The 14,965-nt window shown below is 42.3% G+C and carries 13 protein-coding genes, 1 pseudogene and 1 riboswitch; of the genes and pseudogenes, 10 read left to right on the top strand and 4 right to left on the bottom strand.

What is annotated here, in order from left to right; translation table 11 throughout:
* Positions 1 to 18: 18 nt before the first annotated feature.
* Positions 19 to 819 (bottom strand): nucleoside triphosphate pyrophosphohydrolase, encoded by an 801-nt coding sequence (mazG, locus tag J5A60_RS08280; RefSeq protein WP_212510051.1) that lies wholly within the window; start codon positions 817 to 819, stop codon positions 19 to 21.
* A 159-nt stretch (positions 820 to 978) separates the two neighbouring features.
* Here mazG and uspA point away from each other — a divergent pair, with 159 nt between their 5' ends.
* The 9 genes from uspA (at position 979) to ruvX (ending at position 9,203) form a co-directional block, all read left to right on the top strand.
* Entirely contained in the window at positions 979 to 1,404 is a 426-nt protein-coding gene (gene uspA / locus J5A60_RS08275; RefSeq protein WP_006719626.1) for a universal stress protein UspA, read from the top strand.
* 212 nt (positions 1,405 to 1,616) lie between these two features.
* Positions 1,617 to 4,241: an alanine--tRNA ligase gene (alaS, locus tag J5A60_RS08270; protein WP_212510050.1), complete on the top strand. Its 2,625-nt coding sequence runs from the start codon at positions 1,617 to 1,619 to the stop codon at positions 4,239 to 4,241.
* A 139-nt stretch (positions 4,242 to 4,380) separates the two neighbouring features.
* A complete protein-coding gene (csrA, locus tag J5A60_RS08265) occupies positions 4,381 to 4,563 on the top strand; it encodes a carbon storage regulator CsrA (RefSeq protein WP_006719623.1) in 183 nt (60 codons plus the stop codon).
* Between the two features lie 40 nt (positions 4,564 to 4,603).
* Entirely contained in the window at positions 4,604 to 5,968 is a 1,365-nt protein-coding gene (locus J5A60_RS08260) for a phosphomannomutase CpsG (protein ID WP_212510049.1), read from the top strand.
* Positions 5,969 to 6,038: 70 nt separating this feature from the next.
* Complete coding sequence (gene galU / locus J5A60_RS08255) at positions 6,039 to 6,926, top strand: UTP--glucose-1-phosphate uridylyltransferase GalU (protein WP_048750856.1); 888 nt, start codon at positions 6,039 to 6,041, stop codon at positions 6,924 to 6,926.
* 150 nt (positions 6,927 to 7,076) lie between these two features.
* Positions 7,077 to 7,394, top strand: coding sequence for a met regulon transcriptional regulator MetJ (gene metJ, locus J5A60_RS08250; RefSeq protein ID WP_006719619.1), 318 nt, complete (start codon positions 7,077 to 7,079; stop codon positions 7,392 to 7,394).
* Between the two features lie 81 nt (positions 7,395 to 7,475).
* A complete protein-coding gene (gene rsmE, locus J5A60_RS08245) occupies positions 7,476 to 8,210 on the top strand; it encodes a 16S rRNA (uracil(1498)-N(3))-methyltransferase (RefSeq protein WP_109128795.1) in 735 nt (244 codons plus the stop codon).
* A 16-nt stretch (positions 8,211 to 8,226) separates the two neighbouring features.
* Positions 8,227 to 8,784, top strand: coding sequence for a YqgE/AlgH family protein (locus J5A60_RS08240; protein ID WP_032998018.1), 558 nt, complete (start codon positions 8,227 to 8,229; stop codon positions 8,782 to 8,784).
* Positions 8,784 to 9,203, top strand: a complete 420-nt coding sequence (gene ruvX / locus J5A60_RS08235; RefSeq protein WP_109128796.1) for a Holliday junction resolvase RuvX — start codon at positions 8,784 to 8,786, stop codon at positions 9,201 to 9,203. Before J5A60_RS08240 ends, ruvX begins: the two co-directional genes overlap by 1 nt.
* 98 nt (positions 9,204 to 9,301) lie before the next feature.
* Here the strand turns inward: ruvX and eno are convergent, their stop codons facing one another.
* From eno to pyrG, 3 genes are all read right to left on the bottom strand, one after another.
* Positions 9,302 to 10,612, bottom strand: coding sequence for a phosphopyruvate hydratase (eno, locus tag J5A60_RS08230; RefSeq protein ID WP_212510048.1), 1,311 nt, complete (start codon positions 10,610 to 10,612; stop codon positions 9,302 to 9,304).
* Between the two features lie 201 nt (positions 10,613 to 10,813).
* A complete protein-coding gene (thiE, locus tag J5A60_RS08225) occupies positions 10,814 to 11,476 on the bottom strand; it encodes a thiamine phosphate synthase (protein ID WP_212510047.1) in 663 nt (220 codons plus the stop codon).
* A 58-nt stretch (positions 11,477 to 11,534) separates the two neighbouring features.
* Positions 11,535 to 11,634: riboswitch (TPP riboswitch) on the bottom strand.
* A 144-nt stretch (positions 11,635 to 11,778) separates the two neighbouring features.
* The gene (gene pyrG / locus J5A60_RS08220; protein ID WP_109859769.1) at positions 11,779 to 13,413 is read right to left on the bottom strand and encodes a glutamine hydrolyzing CTP synthase; all 1,635 of its coding nucleotides are present in this window, start codon (positions 13,411 to 13,413) and stop codon (positions 11,779 to 11,781) included.
* A gap of 25 nt (positions 13,414 to 13,438) precedes the next feature.
* On the opposite strand from pyrG, the pseudogene brnQ reads away from it, so the two are divergent.
* Positions 13,439 to 14,965: pseudogene (brnQ, locus tag J5A60_RS08215) on the top strand (branched-chain amino acid transport system II carrier protein).

Genomic DNA, 14,965 nt, shown 5'->3' with positions numbered 1-14,965 from the left:
TTTTTGATTAAAGTGCGGTCATTTTTGGCGGAGTTTTTCTTCTTTCTTCACTTCATCCCAAAGCATATCCATTTCCATCAAGCTTGTGTTTTCAAGGCGACGGTTTCGTTGTGTTAACTTTTCTTCGACCTTACGGAAGCGTTGTTCAAACTTTTGGTTGGCTTTGCGCAGGCTTTCTTCTGCTTGGCAGTGTAAATGACGGCTTAGATTTACCGTTGCAAAAAGCAAATCGCCTATCTCTTCTTCAATTTTTGCTTGGTCTTGTGGTTGACGTGCGAGTTCTTGTTTGACCTCTTGTAATTCCTCTTCTACCTTGGAAAAGACCGGTACGATGTTATCCCAATCGAATCCGATTTTTGAGCAGCGTTTTTGTAATTTTTCCGCCCGCATTAAGGCGGGAAAAGACTGTGGAATATTATCTAAAATCGAAGTATGTCCAAGGGTCTTGTGTTCTTCAGCTTTCATCGCATTCCAATTCTGTAAAGCCTCTTGCTCATTTTTAGCCTGTTTATCCCCAAACACATGAGGGTGTCGCCGAACAATTTTCTCGGCTACGTTTTGTACGACGTGGTCAAACGTAAATTTTTTTTCTTCCGTCGCAAGTTGACTCAGAAATACTACCTGAAGTAGTAAATCGCCCAGTTCTTCTTTTAGATTTTCAACATCATTTTTTTCAATCGCCTCAATGACTTCGTAGGTTTCTTCTTTTAAACAAGAAATCATGGAATGATAGTTTTGTTTAATATCCCACGGACAGCCATTTATAGGATCGCGTAATTGGGCAATTAATTTTAAGAAATCATTTATTGAATAGGTCATATTTTTTGGAAATTAGAGAGAAAAAGGGAACAAAATAATAACATAAAAGACATTTAGGATCTTTTTCCTAAAATGTGATCTTGCACATATTTTTTCTTGAAACCTAGTGATACTATACCAATGAAGATTAATTAACCCTGATCGGATAAGGAGTCGATTATGTATAAACATGTATTAGTTGCAGTAGATCTTTCAGAAGAAAGTCCAATTCTCTTGAAAAAAGCGGTGGGGGTTGCAAAACGCCACGATGCGAAATTATCTATTATCCATGTTGATGTAAATTTTTCGGATCTTTATACAGGGCTGATTGATGTAAATATGGTGTCAATGCAGGATCGTATTTCCAGTGAGACACAACAGGCATTGTTGCAATTAGCCGAACAGGCAGGTTATCCGATTAATGAAAAACTAAGCGGTAGCGGCGACTTAGGTCAAGTGTTGACAGATGCTATTGAACAATATGATGTTGATTTATTGGTAACAGGACACCATCAAGATTTCTGGAGTAAATTGATGTCTTCTACTCGTCAGGTGATGAACTCAATTACCATTGATATGCTCGTAGTTCCTCTTCGTGAAGAATGATTACAAAGCGTAGCCAGTTATTAAAAATATTATAAAAACCGACCGCACTTTCACGAGTTCAGAGCGTAAGTGCGGTTTTATTTTCTTTATTGTTAGGAAAATAAAGTGTGCGGTATAAAAAGTTTTTTTATAAATTTCAAAAATATGTAAGAATACAGAGTTACTCCGTGAATTGACGGTATTTAATAAGATTTAAAAGCTAAGGCGTGTACATGAAAACAACAGCACAAATTCGACAGTCGTACCTTGATTTTTTCCATAGTAAAGGGCATCAAGTTGTAGCAAGTAGTTCTTTGGTTCCAGACAATGATCCGACGTTATTATTTACCAACGCCGGGATGAACCAATTTAAAAATGTTTTTTTAGGATTAGAAAAGCGCCCTTATACCCGAGCTACTACAGCACAACGCTGTGTACGCGCGGGGGGAAAACATAACGATTTAGAAAATGTGGGTTATACCGCCAGACATCATACTTTCTTTGAAATGTTAGGTAATTTCAGCTTTGGTGATTATTTTAAACAAGATGCAATTCATTACGGTTGGGAGTTTTTAACTTCTCCACAGTGGTTAGGGTTACCGAAAGAAAAATTATGGGTGACCGTGTACGAAACCGATGATGAAGCCTATAACATTTGGCATAAGGAAATCGGTATTCCGGCAGAACGTATTATTCGTATTGGCGACAACAAAGGCGCGCCTTATGCGTCGGATAACTTCTGGCAAATGGGCGATACCGGTCCTTGTGGTCCTTGTACTGAAATTTTCTACGATCATGGTGATCATATTTGGGGTGGTCCTCCGGGTTCTCCTGAAGAGGATGGTGACCGTTATATTGAAATCTGGAACATCGTGTTCATGCAATTTAACCGCCATGCTGACGGCACAATGGAGAAACTTCCAAAACCGTCTGTGGATACCGGTATGGGGTTGGAACGAATCAGTGCCGTATTGCAACACGTCAACTCCAACTATGATATTGATATTTTTAAAACCTTAATTGCCAAAGTGGCAGAGTTAACCGGCGAGAAAGATTTAGCCAATAAATCATTACGTGTTATTGCCGACCATATTCGTTCTTGCGCTTATTTAATTGCTGACGGTGTGGTTCCTTCCAATGAAGGGCGTGGTTATGTCCTTCGTCGTATTATTCGTCGCGCAGTACGTCATGGGCATTTACTCGGTGCAACAGAAGCATTCTTCTACAAACTCGTCCCAACACTGATTGATGTGATGGCGGAAGCGGGTGAAGAGGTGAAAAAACAGCAAGCGACAGTGGAAAAATTCTTGCGCTTGGAAGAAGAACAATTTGCTCGCACATTAGAACGTGGTTTGACCTTGTTGGATGAAGCATTGGCCAATGTAAAAGAGAATATCTTGTCTGGTGAAGTGGCATTCAAGTTATATGATACCTATGGTTTCCCACTGGATTTAACTGCAGATGTTTGCCGTGAGCGTGGTATTGCGATTGATGAAGAAGGTTTCGAGCGTGAAATGGAATTGCAACGCGTTCGCGCACAATCTGCAAGTCAATTCGGCATGGACTATAACAGTGTAATCCGTGTTGACGGGACAACTCGTTTTGAAGGATATACCGAGTCAGAAACACTGGCAAAAGTGACCGCACTTTTCCATGAGGGAAATTCGGTGGAATCGATTTCAGCGGGTCAAAGCGCCGTAGTTATTTTAGATAATACGCCGTTCTATGCAGAATCCGGTGGCCAAATTGGTGATATCGGTCGTTTAGAAGGCAATGGTTTTTGTTTTGACGTAAAAGACACTCAAAAATATGGTCAAGTGTTTGGTCATATTGGTGAGCTTACCCAAGGTAGTTTATCTGTTGGGCAGTCTGTAAATGCAGTGGTTGACGATGTTCGCCGTCAACGTATTTCGTTAAATCACTCCGCAACACACTTGTTGCATGCTGCATTACGTCAAGTATTAGGTGAACATGTCGCGCAAAAAGGCTCACTTGTTTCCGATACGTTGTTACGTTTTGACTTTGCTCAACATGAAGCAATTAGCAAAACACAATTAGCTGAAGTTGAACGTATTGTGAACCAGCAAGTGAGAGCAAATAATCCAATCCAAACCGACATTATGGAGTTGGAAGCCGCAAAAGCAAAAGGTGCGATGGCGTTATTCGGTGAGAAGTATTCCGAACAAGTTCGTGTCCTCACAATGGGTGATTTCTCTATTGAGTTGTGTGGTGGTATTCATGCAAAACGTACGGGAGATATCGGATTATTTAAAATCGTCACAGAAACTGCTGTGGCAGCAGGTATTCGTCGAATTGAAGCGATTACCGGTGAAACTGCGATTGAATGGTTACAACATCAACAAACTTTATTGAATCAAAGCGCTGAATTACTGAAATCGGACGTTAATTCCGTTACGGATAAGATTTCTCTGTTGCAAGATAGATGTAAGAAAGTTGAGAAAGAGTTACAAACATTAAAAGAAAAAGCTGCACTTCAGGCCGGTAATGACTTGGCGAAAAGTGCGGTCGAAATTAATGGTGTTTCTGTGATTGTGCAGCAGCTTGATGGTATTGAAGCGAAGTCTTTACGCGCAATGGTTGATAGCCTGAAAAATCAATTAGGCTCTGCCGTCGTGGTGTTTGCTTCCGCGTTGGATGAAAAAGTTAACTTAATTGTTGGCGTAACTCAGGATCTAACTGCCAAAGTAAAAGCCGGTGAGCTTGTGAATTTAATGGCTCAACAAGTCGGTGGTAAAGGCGGTGGTCGCCCGGATATGGCGATGGCCGGAGGTACTGAACCACAAAATATCAACAAAGCATTATCCGTTTGCTCTGATTGGTTAAAAGCAAATTTGTAATCTTTGTTTCTTGTTAATTAATTATGGGCACTTATGATTTCATGAGTGCCAAAGTACAAAGTATTGTTTAATGTTTGATAGGGATGTTGGAAGCAAACTAGGGAAGTTGGAAATAAACTATAAAAGGTGAGGAGTTTATATGCTGATCTTAACCCGTAAAGTTGGCGAGAGCTTGCTCATCGGCGATGATGTTTCTATCACGATTCTCAATATACGAGGCAACCAAGTAAAAATTGGCGTGCAAGCCCCCAAGGATGTTTCTGTTCATAGAGAAGAAATTTACCAGCGTATTCATCAAGCTAAGGATGAAAACAAAGCATAGTAGCAAATTTCATTTTATGGACAATTAAAATGGAGTAGTTATGAGTAAATTGACTTGCTTTAAAGCTTACGATATCCGTGGTCGCTTAGGCGAAGAGTTAAACGTGGATATTGTGTATCGTATAGGTCGTGCATTTGGGCAGTTTTTGAAGCCTAAAACCATTGTCGTTGGTGGAGATGTTCGTTTAACGAGCAAAGAACTAAAAAGTGCGGTAACAAATGGATTATTGGATTCCGGTGTTAATGTAATTGATTTAGGTGAAACGGGGACAGAGGAAGTCTATTTTGCTACGTCATTTTTGAAAACCGATGGTGGTATTGAAGTTACCGCAAGCCACAACCCAATGGATTACAACGGACTCAAATTAGTACGTGAAGGTTCCCGTCCGATTAGTGCAGATACCGGTTTGGCGGATATTCAACGTTTAGCGGAAGAAAATAATTTTCCACCTGTGACTCAACGTGGTGAATATAAACAGCTTTCTGTGCTCGGCGATTACGTTGAACACTTGTTGTCCTACATTAACTTGGCACAGTTGAAGCCTTTAAAATTAGTGATTAACGCCGGTAATGGCGCGGCAGGACACGTTATTGACGCAATTGAAGCTCAATTTAAAGCAAAACAAGTGCCGGTCGAGTTTATTAAGGTTCATAACAATCCGGATGGGACATTCCCACATGGTATTCCTAATCCTTTATTGCCGGAAAACCGCCAAGATACGATTGATGCTGTTTTGGCAAATCAAGCGGATATGGGAATTGCCTTTGATGGTGATTTTGACCGTTGTTTCCTATTTGATGAACACGCGAATTTTATCGAAGGCTACTACATTGTCGGCTTGTTAAGCCAAGCGTTCCTGCAAAAAAATAAAGGCGCGAAAATTATTTATGATCCGCGTTTAATTTGGAATACGGTGAAATTAGTGGAAGAAAATGGCGGCGAGGCTGTTATGTCTAAATCAGGTCATTCTTTCATTAAAGAGAAAATGCGTGCAGTAGACGCAATTTACGGCGGTGAAATGAGTGCGCACCATTATTTCCGTGATTTCTTCTATTGTGATAGTGGCATGATCCCGTGGTTACTCGTGATGGAACTTGTTTCTGTTACCGGTAAATCATTAGGTGAGCTAGTGAACAATAGCGTGAATACCTTCCCGTCTCCAGGCGAAATTAACAGCAAATTAGCCGATGCGAAAAGCGCCATTGCACGTGTACGTGCTGCGTATGAAAAAAACGCTGTTCGCGTTGATGATATTGACGGTATTAGTATTGAATATCCAAATTGGCGTTTTAACCTGCGTTCATCAAATACCGAGCCGGTGGTTCGTTTGAACCTAGAAACCCGTGGCGATAAACAACTGATGGCGGAAAAAACCGAAGAGATTTTGGCATTACTTCGCCAGTAAAAATACATAAAAAACTTACCGCACTTTTCAGAAGAGAGAAGTGCGGTCTTTTTATATAAGGAAAATAGACATGAAAGCAATTATTCCTGTTGCCGGCTTAGGCACACGTATGTTGCCTGCAACAAAGGCGATTCCAAAGGAAATGTTAACGCTGGTGGATAAACCACTTATTCAGTACGTTGTAAATGAATGTGTTGCCGCGGGCATCAAAGAAATTGTGTTGGTTACCCACTCTTCTAAAAATGCTATCGAAAACCATTTTGATACCTCTTTCGAATTGGAAACGATGTTAGAAAAACGGGTAAAACGTCAGCTCTTGGAAGAAGTTCGTTCTATTGTGCCAAAAGATGTCACCATCATGCATGTTCGCCAAGGGAATGCGAAAGGCTTGGGACATGCCGTATTATGTGGTCGTCCGTTAGTCGGCGATGAGTCTTTTGCGGTGATCTTGCCGGATGTGTTGTTAGCGGAATTTTCGGCTAATCAGAAAAAAGAAAATTTAGCGGCAATGTTAAAACGCTTTAATCAAACGAAAGCCAGCCAAATCATGGTAAGTCCTGTTGCACCGGAAGCAGTAAGTAGCTACGGTATTGCTGATTGCGGTGGCGTTGAAATTCCGCCGGGAGAAAGTGCGAAAATTCATAGTATTGTGGAAAAACCAAGTGTTGATGAAGCGCCATCTAATTTAGCAGTTGTGGGACGTTATGTGTTCTCCGCGGCTATTTGGGATTTATTGGAAAGAACGCCGATTGGTGTTGGCGATGAAATTCAATTAACCGATGCGATTGATATGTTAATTGAAAAAGAAACTGTCGAAGCGTTCCATATGACCGGCGTTTCTTACGATTGCGGTGATAAAATTGGTTATATGAAAGCCTTCGTAGAATATGGTTTGCATCACAATAAACTGGGTGGTGAATTTAAATCTTATTTAAAAGATTTAGTAAAAACATTTTAATTGTGTTGAATAAAAAGGCATCGATAAGATGCCTTTATTTTTTCTATTTTTAACGCTGGAAATCTAGCAGTCTCCACGGCTAGATTGTTATTTTTATTATTTTTTATTACAATATCTCGATAATTAATAAGGTTATTTTAGGAATCAATTATGGCCGATTGGAACGGACAATATATCAGTCCTTATGCGGAACACGGTAAAAAAAGCGAACAAGTTAAAAAGATTACAGTATCTATTCCGATTAAAGTGCTTGAAATTTTGACCAATGAACGTACCCGTCGCCAAATTCGTAATTTGCGCCACGCCACCAACAGTGAACTATTGTGTGAAGCATTTTTACATGCTTTTACAGGTCAACCTTTGCCAACAGATGAAGACCTGTTAAAAGAACGTAGTGACGAAATTCCGGAAGAAGCGAAAAAAATTATGCGTGAATTGGGCATTGATCCGACACAGTGGGAATATTAATTTTTTCACTTCGCATTTTTCGTTTTGCCATCTGCTTTTCTGCTATGATAGAACAAATTATTTTTACTTATTTGTTCTATTATGCGAATACCTCGAATTTATCATCCAACTTCTCTTAATTCACTTACCTCCTGCGCACTTTCTGAAGATGGTGCTAACCATGTCGGCCGTGTTTTACGTATGCAACCGGGCGATCAACTTGAACTTTTCGATGGCAGTAACCATATCTATCAAGCTGTCATCAATGCGGTAACGAAAAAATCCGTTGATGTCGATATTTTGAGTCGTCAGTTAGATGATCGTGAAAGTCCACTTGCGATCCATTTAGGACAAGTGATTTCCCGTGGGGAACGCATGGAATTTACGATTCAGAAATCCGTTGAACTGGGTGTGAATGTCATTACGCCTCTGTGGTCGGAACGTTGTGGCGTGAAATTAGACGGTGAACGCATGGAGAAAAAAATTCAGCAATGGCAAAAAATTGCGATTGCTGCCTGCGAACAGTGCGGACGGAATACCATCCCGGAAATTCGTCCGTTAATGAAATTACAACAATGGTGTGCCGAACCAGATGACGCACTCAAATTAAATTTACATCCAAGAGCCAGTTATTCCATTCGTACTCTGCCGGCAATCCCTAAGGCGGGGGTTCGCTTATTAATCGGTTCGGAAGGCGGTTTGTCCCCACAAGAAATTGCACAAACCGAGGAACATGGCTTTGTGGAAGTCTTATTAGGAAAACGTGTATTACGCACTGAAACCGCAGCGATGGCGGCAATTACCGCCTTGCAAGTGTGTTTTGGTGATTTAGGATAGAGAAAAACGAAATATGATGGATTTACAAGATCATCTCTTGATTGCTATGCCCAATTTAGATGACAGTTATTTTTACCGCTCGGTGATTTATATCTGTGAACATAATGAAAAAGGTTCTATGGGATTGGTATTAAATCAACCGACAGATTTAAGTATTGCGGAGTTGGGTGCCAAGATGAATTTCATGATGGTTAGCAACCGCACTTATAGTGATAAGTTGGTACTTGCCGGCGGGCCGGTCAATGTTGATCGTGGTTTTATTTTGCATACCAACACCCATGAGCCTTTTGATCATAGTTATCGGGTGAACGACAACCTCATGCTGACGACTTCAGCGGATGTCGTGGATACTTTTGGTACGTTATTGGAGCCGGAAAAATACTTGGTGGCACTTGGTTGTGCGAGTTGGGAACCGAATCAGTTGGAACGGGAAATTATGAATAACTCTTGGTTAGTTGTACCAGCAACCGAGCAGATTTTATTTGATTTGCCGTACGAAGAGCGCTGGCTTGCAGCAAATCAATTGTTAGGTATTGATTCCCATAATTTTGCCGGTCAGGTAGGGCACAGTTAATGGGCATTACGGTTATCGCCTTTGATTTCGGCACAAAAAGTATCGGTTGTGCGGTCGGGCAAAGTATTACCGGCACGGCGCAATCCTTACCCGCATTCAAGGCGCAAGACGGTATTCCAAACTGGGAAGCCATTGAAAAGTGTATTCAAGATTGGCAACCTGAACGACTTGTGGTGGGGTTACCATTGAACATGGACGGCACGGAACAGCCGTTAACTTTACGGGCAAAAAAATTTGCTAACCGTCTTCATGGGCGTTTCAATTTGCCGGTGGAGTTACAGGACGAACGATTAACTACCACAGAAGCCCGTAGCGAGATTTTCGAGCGGGGCGGTTATCGCGCGCTCAATAAAAGTAAAGTGGATGGCATTTCAGCCTGCTTGATTTTAGAAAGTTGGTTTGAAAATTACGTTGAGTGACTGGTCATAAAATACATAAAAAATCACCGCACTTTTTATCTTTCAACAAAAAGTGCGGTGTTTTTTTAGCGCGTTTTAATAACCGCGATGGTTATTAATTAAGCTTGACCTTTAACCGCTTTCAAGCCTGGGAACGGCGCTGGTGTACCTGCGCGTTCTAATGCTTCTTCGATACGGATTAATTGGTTGTATTTCGCAATACGGTCAGAACGGCTCATAGAACCGGTTTTGATTTGACCTGCTGCGGTACCCACTGCTAAGTCAGCAATAGTTGCGTCTTCAGTTTCACCGGAACGGTGAGAGATCACAGCAGTGTAACCAGCATCTTTCGCCATTTTAATCGCAGCCAAGGTTTCACTTAAAGAACCGATTTGGTTGAACTTGATTAAGATGGAGTTTGCGATACCTTTTTCGATACCTTCTTTTAAGATTTTGGTGTTAGTTACGAATAAGTCGTCACCCACTAATTGAACGCGGTCGCCTAACACTTTAGTTTGGTATGCGAAGCCTTCCCAGTCAGATTCGTCTTGACCGTCTTCGATAGACACGATTGGGTATTGTTTGGTTAATTCTTCAAGATAGTGTGTGAACTCTTGAGAAGTGAATGAACGGCCTTCGCCTTTCATTTCATATTTGCCAGTTTCTTTGTTGTAGAATTCAGAAGATGCGCAGTCCATGGCTAAAGTCACGTCTTTACCTAATACATAACCTGCTTTTTCTACTGCTTCTTTGATACAGGCTAACGCGTCTGCATTAGAGGCTAAGTTTGGTGCGAAACCACCTTCATCACCGACAGCTGTGCTCATGCCTTTAGATTTTAATACTTTTGCAAGATTGTGGAACACTTCTGCACCGATACGAAGTGCTTCACGTAAGGTTTTCGCACCAACCGGTTGGATCATGAATTCTTGGATATCAACGTTGTTGTCTGCGTGCTCACCACCGTTGATGATGTTCATCATTGGTAATGGCATAGCGTAAACGCCTGGCGTGCCGTTAAGTTCTGCGATGTAAGCGTAAAGTGGTAAACCTTTAGACGCTGCGGCTGCTTTTGCGTTTGCTAAGGATACCGCTAAGATGGAGTTTGCACCGAAGTTAGATTTGTTGTCAGTGCCATCTAAATCGATCATGATTTGGTCGATTTCAGCTTGGTTAGACGCATCTTTACCAAGAATTGCTTCAGCAATCGGGCCGTTTACTGCGGCAACCGCTTTTAATACGCCTTTACCTAAGAAGCGGGATTTGTCGCCGTCACGTAATTCTAACGCTTCGCGAGAACCGGTAGATGCACCTGATGGCGCCGCTGCAAGACCGACGAATCCGCCTTCTAAATGCACTTCGGCTTCCACTGTTGGGTTACCACGAGAGTCGATAATTTCGCGACCAATGACTTTAACGATTTTTGCCATTTTATTTTCCTCATTAAGTTAATTAAAACGGGTTAGTTTGCTCTAAAAATGTCGGTATCATAAAGCTATTTTGTTCCTTTGTCTTGCAAAAACTACAGACAATTTGATTTTGCTCTATGTTTTCTGGCGTCTGAAGTGCGGTTCAATTTTAAGATGAATTTTTCAAGCTATTTCACCACGAATTTGAACGAAAATGTCTCGTCATTCGGCAAAATATTGCAGTAAATTTTTCACCGCACGTTGCCAGTCTTGCGTTTTGGTTACAGCGGAAATCACGGCTATGCTGCCTACCCCGGTGTCCAAAATATCAGGAAAATGCGAAGCACTGATGCCGCCGATTGCGACAGTCGGCATTTTACCTAAGTTTTTCACCTGTGCGGCCAAATTAGCAACGCCTTGAGGGGCGGAAGGCATCTCTTTGGTTTGTGTCGGGAAAATATGTCCGAGGGCAACATAAGAGGGGCGCAACGGTAACACCAGATCGACTTCTTCTTGATTGTGGGTTGAGACACCGAGACGTAGCCCCGCTTGTTGGATGGCGTTTAAATCCGCTGTGAGCAAATCCTCCTGCCCAAGATGGACGCCATAAGCCTGATACTTAATTGCCAACGGCCAAAAATCATCTACAAATAACCGAACTTGATACTGTTTGGCTAAGGTAATACAGCGCGCAATTTCCTCTTCCGCCTGTTCTGCAGTGCGATCTTTAATACGAATTTGTAACGTTTTCACGCCGGCGTGAATGAGCCTTTCAACCCATTCATAACTGTCCACGATGACATACAAGCCCAACTTAAATTCGGTGGGTGCAAAAGGGGCTTTGGGCGGGATGATTTCTGATAAATGAGACACGGCTTCCGACATGGTAATCTCCGATAAGATGAATAAAAAGTAGCTTGCGCGGAAGGTGTGATGAAATGTAAATGGCTAATAACTTGTTCCCTACGCGGGGATTAACCCACAGGTTCCACGGATCTCGCATTCATTGCGATCTCAGCCTTCCGGCACTCCGACAAGAGGGTTCTCAATATAGTGAAAGACAAGAGGCAGAACAAGAGCAAAGGCCATTTTTTGTGAAGTGGATCACGGCGAGAAAATAAAAAAGTGCGGTCAAAAATCCAAGTGTTTTTCTGATCGCACTTTCATTTCAATTTTTCAGAAAGCCGTTAGTCAGATTTTTTCTGATTGGTTTTTGCCGCTTTCACAAAGCCTTCGAATAACGGGTGACCGTCACGTGGCGTAGAGGTGAATTCCGGGTGGAATTGGCAAGCGACAAACCAAGGGTGGTTTGGCACTTCAATGATTTCCACCAGTTTTTTATCGGCGGATAAACCGGTCACTTTTAAGCCTGCTTTTTCGATTTGTGGAAGCAATACGTTATTGACTTCGTAACGGTGACGATGGCGTTCTTCAATGGTTTCTGCACCGTATAATTGACGTGCTAAGCTGCCTTCAATTAAATGGCATTTTTGTGCGCCAAGACGCATGGTGCCACCTAAATCAGATTCATCACTACGGACCTCCGTATTGCCTTCCGCATTTTGCCATTCGGTGATTAAACCTACCACCGGTTGCGGACAAGTGCGGTCGAATTCGGAAGAGTTTGCCTGGGTCATGCCGGCAACATTACGGGCGAACTCGATGAGCGCCACTTGCATACCTAAGCAAATACCTAAATACGGAATATTGTTTTCACGCGCATATTTAGCTGTGAGGATTTTGCCTTCCACACCACGATAGCCGAAGCCACCCGGCACTAAAATACCGTCTAAACCTTTTAAGATGTCAACGCCTTTGGTTTCTACATCTTGTGAGTCGATGTATTTGATATTTACGCTCAAGCGATTTTTTAAACCGGCGTGTTTTAGGGCTTCGTTCACGGATTTATACGCATCCGGTAATTCGGTGTATTTACCCACCATACCGATAGTGACTTCGCCTGTCGGGTTGGCTTGTTGATACAATACTTGTTCCCATTCGGATAAATCGGCCTCCGGGCAAGTTAAGTGGAAGCGATTGCAAATGAAATCGTCCAATCCTTGAGATTTCAAGAGTGCCGGAATTTGGTAAATGGAAGACACATCTTTCAGAGAAATCACCGCGCGTTCCGGTACGTTACAGAATAACGCAATTTTGGCGCGTTCATTTGGCGGAATCATGCGGTCGGAACGGCAAATCAGCACGTCCGGTTGAATGCCGATGGACAACAATTCTTTCACAGAATGTTGTGTCGGTTTGGTTTTGACTTCGCCGGCGGTCGGAATATAAGGAACAAGCGTTAAGTGCATGAAAATCGTGCGTTCACGTCCTACTTGTACGGCAAGCTGACGCAATGCTTCTAAGAACGGGAGGGATTCAATATCGCCTACGGTACCACCCACTTCCACGATAGCCACATCATGTCCCGCTGCGCCATCAATCACGCGTGCTTTAATTTCGTTGGTAATGTGTGGAATCACTTGAATGGTGGCGCCTAAATAATCTCCGCGACGCTCTTTGCGTAACACTTCAGAATAGATTTTACCGGTTGTGAAGTTGTTACGTTTGGTCATTTTTGTACGAATAAAACGTTCGTAGTGACCTAAATCTAAATCGGTTTCCGCGCCGTCTTGGGTCACGAAAACTTCACCGTGCTGGGTCGGGCTCATCGTGCCCGGATCGACGTTGATATAAGGGTCGAGTTTCATGATTGTGACGTTCAAGCCACGCGCTTCTAAGATTGCCGCAAGGGACGCCGCTGCAATACCTTTACCAAGCGAAGAAACCACGCCGCCTGTGACGAAAATATAATTGGTAGCCATAAGAAACCTGTTTGTTACTATTGGAATGAATGGAAAAATTAGAATAAAGATAATCTATCAAGACGGGAGCGTAGTTTACAACAAAGGTCGGATGAACTCAATCGCCGCGCTTGCGGATTTGACAGAAAGTGCGGTGGAAAAATATCACACTTTTTTTATGTTTTATTACGAAATTTCCCCATTTTTGGTGTAAAATCCGCCAAATTTTTATAACAAAAGAGAAATTTATTTTTTATCACAAGAGAAATTTATTATGTTTTCACGTAAAGATATTATTGTTTTAGGTATGATGATTTTTGCCCTGTTTTTAGGTGCAGGAAACATTATTTTCCCACCGATGGAAGGTTATACCGCCGGGCAGCATTGGGCGACTGCGGCATTAGGTTTTGTGGTGACAGGCGTGTTAATGCCATTTATCACCTTAGTAATTGTGTCTGTTTTAGGGCGTGGCGAAGAACTCACTCGCGACCTACCCAAATGGGCTGAAATTTTATTTTTAGCCACCTTATATTTAGTCATCGGTTCTACGTTTGCGATGCCGCGAATTACCAACGTAGCCTATGAAATGGCGTTGGTGCCGTTAGAGATTGTCACGGATACACCGGCAAATCACCTGATTTTTGCCGTAGTCTTTAACATTATTGCTATGTTATTCATGCTAAAACCAAACACCATTATTTCCAGCGTAGGCAAATTTATGACCCCAGCCTTATTGGTGTTATTAGTGGTAGTGACCGTGACAGTCTTTATGTCTCCCTTGTCTGATATTGCTGCACCAAGCAAAAGTTATGCGGACAGCTCAGCATTAACTACCGGGTTAATCAGCGGTTATCAAACCATGGATGTCTTAGCGGCAATTGCTTTCGGCGGCATTGTTGCCCGTGCGTTAAGTGCGAAAAACGTCACTGAACCGCAAAAAATCATGCGCTACACCATTTCTGCCGGCTGCATTTCAGTGGTTTTATTAGCCGCACTTTATTTTTCCCTTTTCTATCTTGGTGCGACCAGTGACCAAGTAGCGCAAGGCGCCAGTAACGGAGGTCAAATTTTCTCTCGTTATGTAAACGTGTTATTTGGCAAAGAAGGTTCTTGGATCATGTCCGGTATCATCTTCTTGGCCAGTTTAACCACCTTAGTGGGCGTGACCAGTGCTTGTGCTTACTATTTTGCTAAATTCTCTAACCGCTTACCGTACTCCTTTTGGGTAGTGGTATTTACTATCATGACGACCATCATTTCCGAAAACGGCTTAACGAAATTATTACAAGTGACCATTCCGGCATTGTTATTAATTTATCCGGTGGCAATCATGTTGGTGGTGTTGCAATTCGTCCGTGCTAAATTACCATGCGTGAAATTAACCTATAACGCCACGATTGCGGTCACCGTGTGTTTTAGTCTGTGCGACAGCTTAAATAACGTGGGATTATTGTCTGACGGCGTGAAACAATTCCTTGGCAATTTCCCATTATATGATAATGGTTTGGCGTGGTTAGTGCCGGCATTAGTCGTGATGTTCTTAACCATGTTGGTTGGTAAACGTGCAAAATAG

Source organism: Aggregatibacter sp. oral taxon 513 (genome assembly GCF_018128305.1).
GTDB classification, from domain to species: Bacteria; Pseudomonadota; Gammaproteobacteria; order Enterobacterales; family Pasteurellaceae; genus Aggregatibacter; species Aggregatibacter segnis_A.
This window is presented reverse-complemented; position numbering and strand designations above follow the sequence as displayed.

Bases quoted from the DNA above. Each gene is read 5' to 3' on its own strand.
- mazG (WP_212510051.1), bottom strand. From the start codon at position 819: ATGACCTATTCAATAAATGATTTCTTAAAATTAATTGCCCAATTACGC.
- alaS (WP_212510050.1), top strand. From the start codon at position 1,617: ATGAAAACAACAGCACAAATTCGACAGTCGTACCTTGATTTTTTCCAT.
- thiE (WP_212510047.1), bottom strand. From the start codon at position 11,476: ATGTCGGAAGCCGTGTCTCATTTATCAGAAATCATCCCGCCCAAAGCC.
- ruvX (WP_109128796.1), top strand. From the start codon at position 8,784: ATGGGCATTACGGTTATCGCCTTTGATTTCGGCACAAAAAGTATCGGT.
- uspA (WP_006719626.1), top strand. From the start codon at position 979: ATGTATAAACATGTATTAGTTGCAGTAGATCTTTCAGAAGAAAGTCCA.
- metJ (WP_006719619.1), top strand. From the start codon at position 7,077: ATGGCCGATTGGAACGGACAATATATCAGTCCTTATGCGGAACACGGT.
- rsmE (WP_109128795.1), top strand. From the start codon at position 7,476: ATGCGAATACCTCGAATTTATCATCCAACTTCTCTTAATTCACTTACC.
- J5A60_RS08240 (WP_032998018.1), top strand. From the start codon at position 8,227: ATGGATTTACAAGATCATCTCTTGATTGCTATGCCCAATTTAGATGAC.
- eno (WP_212510048.1), bottom strand. From the start codon at position 10,612: ATGGCAAAAATCGTTAAAGTCATTGGTCGCGAAATTATCGACTCTCGT.
- galU (WP_048750856.1), top strand. From the start codon at position 6,039: ATGAAAGCAATTATTCCTGTTGCCGGCTTAGGCACACGTATGTTGCCT.
- csrA (WP_006719623.1), top strand. From the start codon at position 4,381: ATGCTGATCTTAACCCGTAAAGTTGGCGAGAGCTTGCTCATCGGCGAT.
- J5A60_RS08260 (WP_212510049.1), top strand. From the start codon at position 4,604: ATGAGTAAATTGACTTGCTTTAAAGCTTACGATATCCGTGGTCGCTTA.
- pyrG (WP_109859769.1), bottom strand. From the start codon at position 13,413: ATGGCTACCAATTATATTTTCGTCACAGGCGGCGTGGTTTCTTCGCTT.